Origin of the sequence: Sphingobium sp., assembly GCF_033795625.1 — a bacterium.
Classification (GTDB): domain Bacteria; phylum Pseudomonadota; class Alphaproteobacteria; order Sphingomonadales; family Sphingomonadaceae; genus Sphingobium.
Window position 1 is genome coordinate 20,531 of sequence record NZ_JARYGI010000010.1, and the last position, 12,905, is coordinate 33,435.

Annotated in this window: 12 protein-coding genes; 5 read left to right on the forward strand and 7 right to left on the reverse strand. The window is 62.2% G+C overall.

Features of this window, described 5'->3' with window-relative positions; translation table 11 throughout:
• The first annotated feature begins 20 nt into the window (after nucleotides 1–20).
• The 3 genes from QHC67_RS07065 to QHC67_RS07075 are packed head-to-tail and all read left to right on the forward strand — an operon-like array spanning nucleotide 21 to nucleotide 3,748.
• Entirely contained in the window at nucleotides 21–1,013 is a 993-nt protein-coding gene (locus QHC67_RS07065; RefSeq protein WP_319292658.1) for an NADP-dependent oxidoreductase, read from the forward strand.
• The gene (locus QHC67_RS07070; RefSeq protein WP_319292660.1) at nucleotides 1,010–2,959 is read left to right on the forward strand and encodes an FAD-dependent oxidoreductase; all 1,950 of its coding nucleotides are present in this window, start codon (nucleotides 1,010–1,012) and stop codon (nucleotides 2,957–2,959) included. Before QHC67_RS07065 ends, QHC67_RS07070 begins: the two co-directional genes overlap by 4 nt.
• Before the next feature lie 30 nt (nucleotides 2,960–2,989).
• Nucleotides 2,990–3,748 (forward strand): SDR family NAD(P)-dependent oxidoreductase, encoded by a 759-nt coding sequence (locus tag QHC67_RS07075; RefSeq protein WP_319292662.1) that lies wholly within the window; start codon nucleotides 2,990–2,992, stop codon nucleotides 3,746–3,748.
• 70 nt (nucleotides 3,749–3,818) lie between these two features.
• Here QHC67_RS07075 and QHC67_RS07080 read toward each other — a convergent pair whose 3' ends face one another.
• The 7 genes from QHC67_RS07080 to QHC67_RS07110 all read right to left on the reverse strand — a co-directional run bounded on the left by QHC67_RS07080 (nucleotide 3,819) and on the right by QHC67_RS07110 (nucleotide 10,843).
• The gene (locus tag QHC67_RS07080; protein ID WP_319292664.1) at nucleotides 3,819–4,013 is read right to left on the reverse strand and encodes a ferredoxin; all 195 of its coding nucleotides are present in this window, start codon (nucleotides 4,011–4,013) and stop codon (nucleotides 3,819–3,821) included.
• A gap of 19 nt (nucleotides 4,014–4,032) precedes the next feature.
• Nucleotides 4,033–5,250, reverse strand: coding sequence for a cytochrome P450 (locus QHC67_RS07085; protein ID WP_319292666.1), 1,218 nt, complete (start codon nucleotides 5,248–5,250; stop codon nucleotides 4,033–4,035).
• Nucleotides 5,251–5,347: 97 nt separating this feature from the next.
• On the reverse strand, nucleotides 5,348–6,667 hold the full coding sequence (locus QHC67_RS07090; protein WP_319292668.1) for an MFS transporter: 1,320 nt from the start codon (nucleotides 6,665–6,667) through the stop codon (nucleotides 5,348–5,350).
• 35 nt (nucleotides 6,668–6,702) lie between these two features.
• Complete coding sequence (locus tag QHC67_RS07095) at nucleotides 6,703–7,035, reverse strand: YciI family protein (protein WP_319292670.1); 333 nt, start codon at nucleotides 7,033–7,035, stop codon at nucleotides 6,703–6,705.
• A gap of 39 nt (nucleotides 7,036–7,074) precedes the next feature.
• Nucleotides 7,075–8,718, reverse strand: a complete 1,644-nt coding sequence (locus QHC67_RS07100) for an AMP-binding protein (RefSeq protein WP_319292672.1) — start codon at nucleotides 8,716–8,718, stop codon at nucleotides 7,075–7,077.
• A gap of 70 nt (nucleotides 8,719–8,788) precedes the next feature.
• Entirely contained in the window at nucleotides 8,789–9,283 is a 495-nt protein-coding gene (locus tag QHC67_RS07105) for a MaoC family dehydratase (RefSeq protein ID WP_319292674.1), read from the reverse strand.
• A 75-nt stretch (nucleotides 9,284–9,358) separates the two neighbouring features.
• Nucleotides 9,359–10,843 carry an aldehyde dehydrogenase family protein gene (locus QHC67_RS07110; RefSeq protein WP_319292676.1) on the reverse strand — a complete coding sequence of 495 codons (1,485 nt, stop codon included), beginning with the start codon at nucleotides 10,841–10,843 and terminating at the stop codon, nucleotides 9,359–9,361.
• A 363-nt stretch (nucleotides 10,844–11,206) separates the two neighbouring features.
• Here QHC67_RS07110 and QHC67_RS07115 point away from each other — a divergent pair, with 363 nt between their 5' ends.
• Both QHC67_RS07115 and QHC67_RS07120 read left to right on the forward strand, forming a co-directional pair.
• Nucleotides 11,207–12,067, forward strand: coding sequence for an SDR family oxidoreductase (locus tag QHC67_RS07115; RefSeq protein WP_319292678.1), 861 nt, complete (start codon nucleotides 11,207–11,209; stop codon nucleotides 12,065–12,067).
• Nucleotides 12,064–12,894 (forward strand): SDR family NAD(P)-dependent oxidoreductase, encoded by an 831-nt coding sequence (locus tag QHC67_RS07120; protein ID WP_319292680.1) that lies wholly within the window; start codon nucleotides 12,064–12,066, stop codon nucleotides 12,892–12,894. Before QHC67_RS07115 ends, QHC67_RS07120 begins: the two co-directional genes overlap by 4 nt.
• Nucleotides 12,895–12,905: the final 11 nt, after the last annotated feature.

Sequence of the window (12,905 nt, forward strand, 5' to 3'; positions counted from 1 at the left end):
AATAAGAGGAGAGGAGAGGGATGAACGGCGTGCAAATGCGGTTGAAGCGTCGGCCGGATGGCCTGCCCGCCGTCACCGATTTCGAGATCGCTGATCAGCCGATAGCCGCGCCGGGCGCTAGTGAAATTCTCGTCCGGACGCTCTTCATATCGGTCGACCCGGCACTGCGGCCACGCATGAACGCCATATCGGAATATGCCGGCGCACTAGCCATCGGCGACGTCATTCCGGGGTCCGGCCTGGGCGTCGTGATCGAATCGTGCGATGATCGCTTCCAGGTTGGCGATCATGTTTTCGGTTTCCTTGGTTGGCAAAGCCATGCCTTGCTCCCGGCCAGTGACTTGCGGATCATCGATCCGTCGCGCGCGCCGCTGCCCAAATGGTTGAGCCTGCTCGGCCTGTCGTCCTTTACCGCCTATATCGGCATCACCGAACTTGGCTGTCCCAAGCCAGGCGAAACCGTCGTCATATCGGCGGCGGCAGGCGGAACCGGCGCCATGGCGGGCCAGTTCGCACGCATCGCCGGCGCGCGGGTGATCGGTATCGCTGGCGGCCCCGAAAAATGCCGCCATGTCGTCGACAATCTGGGATTTGCCCAATGCGTCGATCATGGCGGGCCCGATTTCGAAGCCCGCCTCGATGCCGCCTGCCCCGATGGAGTAGATGTCGATTATGAAAATGTCGGCGGCCGGATACTCGGCGCGGTATATGAACGCATGAACGTCGGCGGCCGGATCATCATCTGCGGCCTGGCGTCCGAATATAGCGACGATGGTTGGGCACCTGGCCCCAGCCTGTGGCCCACGGTGCACAAATCGCTCCGCATCGAGGGATTTCGCGCGTCGCGCCATTTCGATCGTATCCCCCAATTTGTCGAACAGGCGCTGCTCTGGGCGGACGAAGGACGGCTGACCCATAGCGAACATATCTACCACGGTCTGGAGAACGCGCCCTTAGCCTTCATCAACATGCTGCAAGGCCGCAATCTGGGGAAAACGATGGTGCAATTATGATGGCGCCGCAACCGTTCCCCAAATTGCTGGCGCCGTTCCGGGCCGGTCGGCTGGACCTGTGCAATCGTCTGGTGATGCTACCGCATGGCACCTCCATGATCAGGGACGGAGTCCCGACCGATGACGACCTTGCCTATTACGGCGCGCGCGCAAAGGGCATCGGTCTGGTCATCACCGGCGCCATGATCGCGCATGAACATGCCATGGTGCGTCAGCGCAACCGCGTCGAGGCGTTCAATCCGCTGGCCTTGCAGGCGCTAGGCCGACGCACCGAACTGGTCAAAAGCCAGGGCGCAAAGATCGTTGGCCAGTTGAACCACGTCGGACGCGAAACGCTGGGATCGGCATCAGACTTTCCGCCCGTCGGCGCATCCGCCCGCCGCGGCCCGCGCGACCCCTACCCGCCCCATGAGCTGGACGAGATCGAGATACGGGAATTGATCGACGGTTTCTCCACGGGGGCCGCGAACCTGCGGTCGGCGGGCTATGACGGCGTGGAACTGCATTCGGCCCATGGTTACCTGCTCGCGCAATTCTTGTCGCCCGCCACCAACCAGCGTGACGATCGCTGGGGCGGGACGCCGGAAAAACGCTGCCGTCTGCTGGTGGAGACGATCGACGCGATCCGCGCGCGGTGCGGCGACGCATTCGCGATAGGCATCCGGTTGTCGGCAGACGAGGAAAGCGCGGGCGGGCTGGAGGTGCGAGACACCGTGGGTATCGCCCAGACGCTCGCGCGCGCCAGTAATGTCGATTACCTCAACATCACCATCGGCATGCGCGGCGGATATGTGAAGGACGCGAGCTGGCCCGAGGCTCCCGCAGCGCGCGCGGCCCAGATCATCCGACGGGAAAGCGGCCTGCCGGTAATCGTTGGCCAGAAAATCCCCTCGCCTGAACTGGCGGAACGGCTGCTGGAGGAGGATGTCGCCGACATGGTGGGCATGGCTCGCGCCTTTGTCGCCGACCCGCAATTCGCCGCCAAGACCGTGGCCGGGGAAAGCCAGCATATCCGTCCCTGCGTCGGCCTCAACCAGGATTGCCGCGCGTTTGCACCGCACATCCATTGCGCCGTCAACCCGGAAACGGGCCGTGAGCGCGACCCCCTTTTTGGTGCGATCCACCCGGCCCAAAAGCCCCGCCGTGTCGCCATCGTTGGCGGCGGCCCCGCCGGTATGGAAGCCGCCCGCGTCGCCACGTTGCGGGGCCATGGGGTGACCCTGTTCGAAGCGTCCGACGCGCTGGGAGGACAATTTTTGCTCGCCGCCTCGGTGCCCCACCGCGCGGGGCTGACACGCATCATCAATCATATCGGCGCCGAGTTGCGCAGCCTGGACATCCGGCCTCAATTCAACAGCCGGATCACCGACATCGACGCGCTGGCCGACGATTTCGACGCCGTCATCGTCGCTACCGGGGCCACACCGGATATGGCCGGCACGACCGCGAACGCGGTGCGGTGCATGACCTGGTTCGACGTGCTGCAGAACGGCGCCCCTGCCCCGGCCGGCGATGGACATGCGATCTTCGTCGACAACGGCATTGGTTTCTGGATGAGCTATGGCGTCGCCGAAATGCTGACCATCGCCGGTTGGCAACTGACATTCCTGACCAGCACCGGGACGATCGGCGGCAATCTGCCCTCTGAAAGCGTCGGCGGGATGCTGGCGCGGCTCGGACAGGCGGGAACGGTGTTCCGGGTGCTGGCTGGACTGGACGGACTGGACGTTGGCGACCTGCGGCTGCTCGATTTGGCATCGGGGCGGGAAGATCCCGTCGCCGCCGATCTGGTCGTGTTGCAGACCGGTCGCCTCGCCGCGCCGCTCTCGATTGCCGGGCGCTGGCTGGAGCGGCGCGGCGATGTTCATCATGTCGGCGACTGCCTGACGCCGCGCCGAATCAGCCATGCGCTGTTCGAGGCGCAGCGCGCAGCACGAACGATCTGACAAACACATATTCGATTGAGAGGAGAAGGCATGTTGGAAGGAAAGATAGCCGCGGTCACAGGCGGAGCGGACGGCATCGGCCGCCGAATCGCCGAATCGCTGGCGCGTAGCGGCGCAACCGTCGTCATTGCGGACATCCATGAAGAAGCGGCGGGAAAAGCCGCGGCAGCGATCGCCAGCATGGGCGGCGGGGCGTGCGCCTTCAAAACCGACGTGTCAAACCCCGAAGATGTCAGCCGACTGTTCGCCGCCATCGAGGATCGCCATGGCAGGCTGGACATCATGGTCAACAATGCGGGCATCGTGATCCAGGCCAACGCCGAGGATCTGACGTTCGAGCAATGGAACCGCACCATCGCCGTCAATCTGACCGGGGTGTTCCTGTGCAGCCAAGGCGCAGCAAGGCTGATGAAGGCGGGCGGCAGCATCGTCAATATTGCGTCGGTCGGCGGCCACGTCACATCGGCCAGCTTTTCCGCCTATGCCGCCAGCAAGGCCGGTGTCCATGGCCTGACCAGGGCGCTGGCCGTGGAATGGGGAGCGCGCAACATCCGCGTCAATTCGGTCAGCCCAGGCAGCGTCGACACGGCGATGAGCGAGAAGGCACGAGCGTTCAATCCGAAAGCCGCCGCTGACCGCGACAGTCGCGTACCCCTGCCCCGGCGCGGCAGCGTCGACGACATTGCAGAAGCTGTGCTGTTTTTCGCGAGCGACAGGGCGGGCTTCATCAGCGGCCGCGATCTGGTCATCGATGGCGGGATTTTGGCAAAGCACCCCGGCTTTATCTGACCAAATTGGATCAGAACGGGTTTTGGGGCCTGCTGGACTTAGCGATCCGGCGGGCCCCGTAGGCACAGCATCATTCCGACAAACGCAGCGCCCGCGTCGGACAGGCGTAAATCGCCATCTCGATCTCTTCCAACCTTTCCTTGGGAACATCGTCGACCGGCGCGACAACCAGGCCGCTATCTTCATCCTGAGAGAAGAAATCGGGCGCGTTAACGACGCACTGGCCCGCGCCGATGCAGATACTCAGGTCAGCAATCACCTTCATCGTCCATCTCCTCGCAAGATCAGGCCTGGCTCTGCCAGGTTACCGGCAGCCTCTCGACCCCGTAGACAAGCGCATCCTGCTTGAATGCTACGTCCTGCGGCGCGACCGCCAGTTCCAGCGTCGGCATGAGGTTGGGGAGCGTCGCGAAGACAACATCCATCTCAAGCCGCGCCAGCGGCTGCCCCAGGCACTGATGCACCCCAAAGCCGAACGCCACATGCATCGTCCGCTTCTTGCGGATGTCGAAACGATCCGGATCGGGATGCGCTGCCGGATCCCAATTGGCCGCGTTGATAAGTGAAATGACGCCGTCGCCTTCCCGGATCAGGCATCCGTTGATTTCGACATCTGCGGTGGCGACCCGCGACAGCCCATATTGCACGATCGAATGAAAGCGCAGCATTTCCTCGATCGCCCGGCCCGACAGCGAAGGGTCCGCCTTCAGGCATTCATACTGGTCGCGATCCAGCAATAGCGACAATGTGCCGAGCGCGATCATGTTCGCGGTCGTCTCATGCCCGGCCACCAGCAGGAATTCGCAAAGGCGCACCGCTTCTTCGCGCGACAGATGGCCCGGCCGGATCTGATCGTGCAGCAGGCGCGTGACGAGGTCGTCGCCCGGATCGCGTTCCTTTTTGGCAATCAGCCGATCCATATAGTCGCGCATTTCCACCGACGCGGCGAGCGGCACTTCCGGCGGGGCATTGAAGGCCAGTTTTTTGGCCGCCCATTCCTCGAACAACTCATGTTCGGAATAAGGCACGCCGAGCATCTGCGAAATCACAATGGACGGAATCGGCAGCGCAAAGTCGCGATAGAAATCGGCGGGTGGGCCCTGGTCGATCATGTCGGCGACTAATTGTTCCACCGTCTGCTGGATCGATGCGCGCAGCGCCGTCATGCGGGCGGGCGTGAATTCCTTGGCGAGCATCCGGCGCAACCCGGTATGTTCGGGCGGATCGAGCCGGGCGAGCGTCGGTTCTTCGTTCAGCATCAGTTGCGCGCGCGCTTCGCTGACATTCGGATAGCCAGGCCGTAACGGGTTCACGCTGAAGCGGTTGTCGGCCAAAATATTGCGGAAATCTTCCTGGCGGGTGACGATCCAGGCGCTTGCGCCATTCCACAAACGGATTTGTTTCAACGGCTCTTCACGCCTGATTGCTTCAAATTCCGCAGGCGGCGCCAATGGCGCGCGTTCGAACGGAAAACTTGGCTTTGCAGATGCCTCGATCATCATAATCTACTCCTTGATGCTTGCGGTCGCCGTGATCGCACCGCAAGGGGCGGGACAACGCATCGAACCGCATGGGTCCGGGGATATGGTCGAGCCGGGATCATGCCGGCTGCACCTCCGCAATAGGCAGGCTGTCGCCTTCATCGCCCTGGGGCAGCATATCGCCTGACAACGAGCCCGCCGCCTTCCAGAACAGGAAGCTCGCCAGCAGCGCGGGCAGCAGGACGACGATGAGAGCGTAGCGCAAAGAGTCGTCGGCCATGCCGAAATGCGTGATGAACGCATCGCTGATGATCCCGGTGACAAGCGGTCCCAGCCCCAACCCGACGACATTGAATATCACCGTCATCACCGCCGATGCAAAAGCCCGCATATGCGGCCCCACCACCAGCATCGGCACCGCGACGATGGGCGCGAGATAAAAGACCAGCAGCGCCGATGGCAGGAATCCGATAGCCACCGACATCAGGGGCGAGGCGACAAAATATTGCAACATCGCCAGCGGCATCATGATCAGGATCGCCAGCGCGGGCACCAGCAACTGCCACTTCATGTCCCGCCGGCCCAAACGATCTGCAAGCCACCCGCCCACGTAGATGCCAACGCCGCCGCCCGCACCGTTCAGCAGCGCGAGATAGAGCGACACTTCGGTTAGGGATTCGCCATGCACACGCGCATAGAAGGGCGCATTCCAGAGCATCAGCGAATATTGCACAAAGGCATGGACAGCTCCGCCCGCGACGAGATAGCGATAGGTCCTGATCCGCCATAGCGTCAGCAGCGCGCTCTTCAGATCACCGCGAACGGCGGTGCCCGCATGTGCGTCGAACCGACCGCGCGAGGGCTCCTTCATGCACAACATCGCGATCGGCGCAAGCGCCACGCCGATACCGCCGATCACCATGAAGGTCATGCGCCAGCCCAGCGCGTCGGCCATCCGCCCGGCGGCCAGATAGCCAACGATCATGCCGAAGGGCAGGCAAAGCGCCCATGTCGCGATCGCACGGGCGCGTTTTTTGGGCGGATAAAGATCCGCCAGCGTGGAGTGGGTCGCCGGCACACTGCCCGATTCCCCGATCGCCACGCCCATCCGGCACACAAGCAGCAGGACGAAACTGGACGCCGCGGCGGTGAGCGCCGTCATGATGCTCCAAACCGCCATCGACGCGACGATCACCATCTTGCGGCTGGACCGGTCGGCTATGCGCGATATGGGAATGGCCGACACGACATAGAGGGCAGCGAAAGCCAGACCAGTCAAAAGCCCAAGCTGGGTATCTGACAGACCCAGTTCAGTCTTGATCGGCACCTGCAGGACCGAAATGATCGTTCGGTCGATATAGTTGAGCACGCCGACGATGAAGAGAAAGCTGATGGTCAGCCGCCGCTGGCGAACGGATATGTCGAACGGGGCCTTCATCTTCTTCTCCGATTGCGATTATATTGTTATGATTTTCAGCTTCGGTCGATCCGCCCCGGTGCCGACAGGTTCCAGTCTTTCAGGGGAAAGCGGTTGAAGGCCAGGCTCCACTCGATGACCTTGAAGTCGGCATAGAGCCCGGCCAGGAAGAAGGGTTCCTTCCGATACCAGTCCCAGACATCCTCGGCGCTATCCGCCTCGAAAATCTTGAGCGTGCCGCATTGCGCACCGTCATCGGCATAGAGCGCGCCCGCCAGCCGGGTCGGCGCATCATTGGCAAAGCCATAGGCCCGGTGTTCGGCGCGCAATTCTTCCCTCAAATCAGCTGAATTGGGTTTGTCGAAGGCGATGACGGCGAACAGGGGCATGATGTGCAGCTTTCTTCGATGGACGGGCCGGGATGGCGATCAGCGTTTGGAAACCTTGATCGTTGACGTTTCGATGTCCCAGGTTGCGGGCGTGCACCCCTCGTCGCGCAGGACATATTTCAACACTTTGTCCTGTGGATTTTTCGGCAGCAGGGCGCGGAATTCGATGTACCGCGGCACGGCATAATAAGGGACGCGGTCCAGCATCCAGACGCACAATTCCTCTTCTGACAAGACCATGTCGGGCTTAAGCACCGCCGTCACCTTGACATCGTCGTCACCCATGCCGGACGGGACTGCGTGAACCGCAATCTCCTCGATGGCGGGATGCGCCTTGATCGCGACTTCCATCTCGAAGCTGGAGATATTTTCCCCCCGGCGCTTGAGATAATCCTTCTTGCGATCAACGAAGTAGAAAAAGCCGTCATCGTCGAACTTGCCCAGATCGCCGGTATGGAACCACTGGTTGCGCATCGCCGCCACCGTCGCTTCGGGCCGGCGCCAATAGCCCTGAAACATGATGTTGGGCTTGTTGGGGCGCACAATCACCTCTCCGACCTGATTAGGGGCAAGCTCGCGATCATTGTCGTCCACGATCCGCACGTCGAAATCGGAATAGCGTTTGCCCGAGGAACTGGGGGGGGCATAGGCGCCGCCCGGCAGCCAGGTCACGACGGCCGCTTCTGTCATGCCGTAGTCGTTCGACCCAACATTACGCGATCCGAAACGGTCGCGCCATGCCTGCTTAACCGGGTCAGAAAAAGGAACTCCGCGTACGGTGTGAACCTGACCATAACAGCGTTTTGCCGCGTCATTATCTGCCGCATCGGCCAGCATCGTCGCCATCGATCCCACCAGCGACACGATCGTGGCACCGGACCGTTCAACCTCTGGCCAGAAATTGGAGACCGAGAAGCGCCGCGCGATGACGATGCGTCCGCCGCTGATGACTGTGGCGGTTACGCCCGTTGCCAGCGCATTGTTGTGGAACAGCGGCAGGGGCGTGAAGGTGATGTCGTCCGCCGTGGCGGGGTTGGCCGCCAGCCGCGCCCGCGCAAGGTTGCAGAAATAGTTATAGCTCTGGATGCTGCCCTTGGACGGCCCGGTCGTGCCAGAGGTATAGATGATGCAGCCGATATCATCGGGCCGGGGATCGAAGGCGAGCGGCGTGTCGTCGCTGCCGCGATGATCGTCCAACGGCATGATTTTCAGGCTACTGGCCGGCGGCGCACCTTCCAGGCCACGGCACAGGATCGTTCCAGTCGCGCTCAGCCCGCCTTCCAGCGCGATGATCCGCGCGAGATAATCCCGCTCGCAAATAACGATCGGCGCGTTTGCGTCGTCGATCTGATGGCGCAGAAACTCGCCGCGAAGGGCGGTGTTGAGCGGCACGCTGATCGCGCCCAGCTTGTTGATCGCGAACCAGCTCGTCATCGCGTCGATAGTGTTGTCGAGCATGGTCGCAACGGTGACGCCATAGCCAACCCCCAGCGCATCCAGCTCATGGGCAAAGCGGGTCGCCAGCCGGTCGAAGTCCCGGTAGCTGTAAAGAGCCCCGTCCATATCCAGGAAGATCCGGTCAGGCGCCTCGTCGAGCACGCGCCTGAAGGCCGCTATGATCGTGTCCTGCCCATCCCAATGCCATTCATTGCCGCGATTGTCGGTCTGCTCTGCTTCGCTCACGCCAGGCTTATCCTCTACTTCGATCATTGCTCATCCCATCGGCGAATATCAGTCATCCGCTTTCGCGGTCCTATTCGGCCGTCCCCACAGGTGCGGGCCGACATTTGATCATCCGTGTCGGCTCATAGACATAGACGGTCAGGCCATCCTGATTCACGATGTTCACTCGCGTTTTGAGGATGCCGCGGCTCGGGTCGCTGCGACTTAGCCGCGCCTCGATCACTTCGCATTCGGCATGGATGGTGTCGCCCTCGAACACCGGCGATTTCACGTCCAGTTCCAGGTGCAGCATGGCAAGACCGGTATATTGCAGGGTCGCCTGCGCGATCAGCGCTTCGCTGAAACAATAGCATAGCGCCATCGGCGCGAAGCGACGGCCAAAGACCGATTTTTCGGCAATGGCCTCATGGTCGATGAAGAAGACTTCGGTCATGCCGGTGCAATTGACGAAATTGACGATGTCGGCGCCCGTTACCGTCCGACCCACCGTGCGATAACGGCGGCCGACCGGCATCTCTTCGAAATACTGGCCCAAGCCCACCAGTTCCATGGATGAGTCCGTCACGATATGCTCCTTGCCAAACGATCAGCCGCCACTCTCCCATCGGCCTGTCGACGGATAGAGGTCTCGCGGATCATCCTACAGCGTCCACTGGATATGTTGGGGCAAAAGATATTCCGCGATGCCGTCATCGCCCCATTCGGTGCCCACGCCGCTCATCTTCCAGCCGCTGAGGATGGAATCCACTCGGAACGCGCCCCCACCGTTGATGGAGACCGTCCCAGCCTGAAGCCGCGCGGCGACATCGCGGGCCGTATCGAGCGGCCCGAACACGCTTGCCGCCAGCCCGAATGCGGAATCATTCGCGATGGCAATCGCATGGTCGACATCGCGATAGGGAATGGCCACAGCAACCGGCCCGAACAGTTCGCTGCGGCAAATCTCGGCATCATTGTCGAGCCCGCCCAGCAGCGCGCCGTTCATAAACCAGCCCTTGTCCCGATCCGGTCGACCGCCGCCGGCCAGGACCGATCCGCCCGCGGATCGTGCCCGGTCGACGAACCCTTCCACCCGTGCACGGTGTGATTCGCGGATCAGCGGGCCGGAGGTGGTCGCAGAATCGAGCGGATCGCCCACGATGATGTTTTCAAACGCGGCGCGGGCCGCATCGACGAAATCATCAAACATCGCCTGTGGCACCAGCAGACGAGTCGGCGACTGGCACCCCTGCCCGGCATTACGCAGGTAACGACCGTGCAGCGGCATGGACACTTTGGACAGATCGGCCCCGGGCAACACGATACCGGGCGATTTGCCGCCTAGTTCCAGCACCACATCCTTCAGGCCGTCGGCCGCCTGGGCCATCACCTTGCGGCCCACCTCGACCGATCCGGTCATGCTGATCTTGGCGGCGAGCGGATGGAGGGTCAACGCCCGTGCCGCGTCGGGGCCACCGACAATGATGTTGAGAACCCCCGGCGGAACGCCCGCCTCCTGCGCGATCTTCCCGAACAGCAACGCCGTGAACGGGGTCAGCGAACTGGGCATGAACACCGCCGTGCATCCGGCCGCCATCGCGGCGCAGGCCTTGGACACGATGTAGAGCAGTGGGTTATTATAGGCGCCGATCCCTACCGCCACGCCGGCAGGCTCATAACGGATCATGCTTTCGCTGCGCGGGCTGCGCTCGTCGACGCCCAGAAACCGAGTGCGGTCGACCGTCACGCGGCCGGCAAAATAGCGCAGCATGTCGATGGGGCCATCGACCTGGAGGAATTTCCCGATGGAGACGGGCGTGCCGGTTTCAGCCACCAGCGACCGAGCGAACTCCGCGGAACGTTCGGCAAATAGATCAGCCATGCGCCCAAGCACCTGCGCCCGGAACGCCGGATCGCGCCAGACTCCCGATGCAAAGGCGGCGGAGGCCGATCGCATCGCCTGGTCGATCTGCCCTTCCGATGCCTGGGCAATGGTGGCGACACGCTCCTCGGTCGCCGGATTTTCAACGATCAGGGGCGCACCCTCGCCCGCGACATACTCGCCATTGATGAACAGGCCAGGATCGGCGCTGCCGGAGCCAATGTTGGGCGCTGCATCCACAGCCGGGCGAACGGACGGAGTCATGGCACTTCCTCTCATTATATGCGGATGATGTTGTGTGCCCCAACGCTGCCTCCGCCGCCCGGATACAGCTCCTCCGATTCGAAGATCGCCATCCCGTTGTGACCGCGCATGCCGGGCAATTCAGACTGCACCATCTACATTCGACTGTCTAGTCGGTCTATTTGTAATGATATGGCTTTTGCTGTCAAGATGCCTCGTTGAGAAGATTGTTCGACATAGGCCTCCACGTGGGAAGCCAGTTAGGTTCTGCGGAGCCATCCCAACATGGAACCCAATTGGTTTAATTGCAATCCGACTAGACGGCTGTATTTTTATCGAATAGCTTTCCATCGACAGTCCACGAAAGACGGGATCTAAAAGCCGATGACGGAATTGAAGGGAGAGGTGGCGCTCGTCACGGGGGGCGCCTCCGGTATCGGCCTTGCCTTGGCCACTGCCTTGGCAAAAAGGGGAATGCGGGTCGCGATCACCGACGTCAATGAGGCCGCGCTTCAGTCGTCGGCTGAAACGTTGCGCGGAACCGGGGCCGATATTCTGTCGCTGGTGCTTGATGTGCAGGACGCGGATAGCTGGAAACGGGCACTCAATGAGGCCGAAGCGCAGTGGGGACCCATTTTCCTGCTGTGCAACAATGCCGGTGTCGGCTTGGGTGCTGCGCCCAGCGAAGAGGTTGGGCTGGCCGAGTGGAACTGGCTGCTTGGTATCAACTTGGGCGGCGTTTTCCTGGGCGTACGAACCGTTGCCGCCGGCATGAAGGCGCGCGGGCGGGGCCATATTGTCAACACTTCGTCCATTCTAGGATTGTTCCCCAAAGCGAACAATGCGCCCTATACCGCGGCCAAATTCGCTGTTGTCGGCTTTTCAGAGGCCTTGCGCGCGGAAATGGCGCCCCATGGGGTGGGCGTGACCATCCTGATGCCCGGCCTTGTCCGCACGGCCCAGAATGCAAATTCGCGCCCGCCACAACTGGTTGCCGGTGCCACGACGGCCGCAGCCGTGGAAAGGCCGACAGGTATCGAGCCGGACCGGGTGGGCGACATCGTCGTCGAGGCGGTTCTGAAAAACCGGCTCTATGCCATTACCCATCCGGACTATCTGCCCGTGGTGGAAGACCGCATGGGACGGCTGATCGAAGCTTTTCGTTCGTCGCCTGCGCCTGTCACCGGCGAAGACATCAGCTTCCTTGGCCATGACAGTTTGGGCCTGTCGGAGCGAGCAGCATGACGCCCTTCCAATTCGAAAACCGGGTCGCCGTCATCACCGGTGCCGCGGGGGGGATCGGCAAGGCTATGGCAGAACGGTTCGCGCGCGCGGGCATGAAATTGCTGCTGTCTGACGTCGACTCGGACCTGTTGAGGCAAACGGCCGATATGCTGCGAAGGGATGGGACGGAGGTCGTCACCCTGACGGTCGACGTGGCAAAGCCGGACGCCGTTCAGGCTATGGCGGATCATGCCTTCGCACATTTCGGCGCCGTGCATCTCCTGTGCAACAATGCGGGCGTCGTGCCTTCGGGGCGGCACCGGCCGATCTGGGAATATCCGGCGGAAGACTGGAAGTGGGCAATGGACGTCAACCTCATCGGCGTGGTCAACGGGCTGCGCGCCTTCGTCCCGCGCATGATGGTGCAGGATGGCCGGTCGCATATCGTCAACACCGGCTCCATCGCCGGCCTGATCAGCGGGTCAAGGGCGCCGCTTTACAGCGTTTCCAAACATGCCATGGTCCGCGCGACCGAGGCGCTCTACAGCGGGCTGCGCGACCGGGGAGCCAATATCGGCGTGACGATCCTGTGCCCCGGCCTGGTGGGCACGCGGATATACGAGTCCGAGCGCAGTCGCCCGGCGTCGCTGGCCACGGCCACCGCGCAGGACGAAGGCGCGCCGCCAACTGATAGTGGCGCTGTCATGGATGTCGAAACCGTCGCCGAAATGACATTCGACGCAGTGCGCGACAATCAATTCTACCTACTTACCACCCCGCATTTCGACGGGCATATCAGGGAACGCATGGACGCGATGCTCGGCCGGCGAAACCCGGACTTTCCCTGAAACCTAAGGGA

What these genes read in the sequence shown, in the direction of transcription:
- QHC67_RS07065 (WP_319292658.1), top strand. Translation starts at nt 21, where the DNA reads ATGAACGGCGTGCAAATGCGGTTGAAGCGTCGGCCGGATGGCCTGCCC.
- QHC67_RS07070 (WP_319292660.1), top strand. Translation starts at nt 1,010, where the DNA reads ATGATGGCGCCGCAACCGTTCCCCAAATTGCTGGCGCCGTTCCGGGCC.
- QHC67_RS07075 (WP_319292662.1), top strand. Translation starts at nt 2,990, where the DNA reads ATGTTGGAAGGAAAGATAGCCGCGGTCACAGGCGGAGCGGACGGCATC.
- QHC67_RS07080 (WP_319292664.1), bottom strand. Translation starts at nt 4,013, where the DNA reads ATGAAGGTGATTGCTGACCTGAGTATCTGCATCGGCGCGGGCCAGTGC.
- QHC67_RS07085 (WP_319292666.1), bottom strand. Translation starts at nt 5,250, where the DNA reads ATGATGATCGAGGCATCTGCAAAGCCAAGTTTTCCGTTCGAACGCGCG.
- QHC67_RS07090 (WP_319292668.1), bottom strand. Translation starts at nt 6,667, where the DNA reads ATGAAGGCCCCGTTCGACATATCCGTTCGCCAGCGGCGGCTGACCATC.
- QHC67_RS07095 (WP_319292670.1), bottom strand. Translation starts at nt 7,035, where the DNA reads ATGCCCCTGTTCGCCGTCATCGCCTTCGACAAACCCAATTCAGCTGAT.
- QHC67_RS07110 (WP_319292676.1), bottom strand. Translation starts at nt 10,843, where the DNA reads ATGACTCCGTCCGTTCGCCCGGCTGTGGATGCAGCGCCCAACATTGGC.
- QHC67_RS07115 (WP_319292678.1), top strand. Translation starts at nt 11,207, where the DNA reads ATGACGGAATTGAAGGGAGAGGTGGCGCTCGTCACGGGGGGCGCCTCC.
- QHC67_RS07120 (WP_319292680.1), top strand. Translation starts at nt 12,064, where the DNA reads ATGACGCCCTTCCAATTCGAAAACCGGGTCGCCGTCATCACCGGTGCC.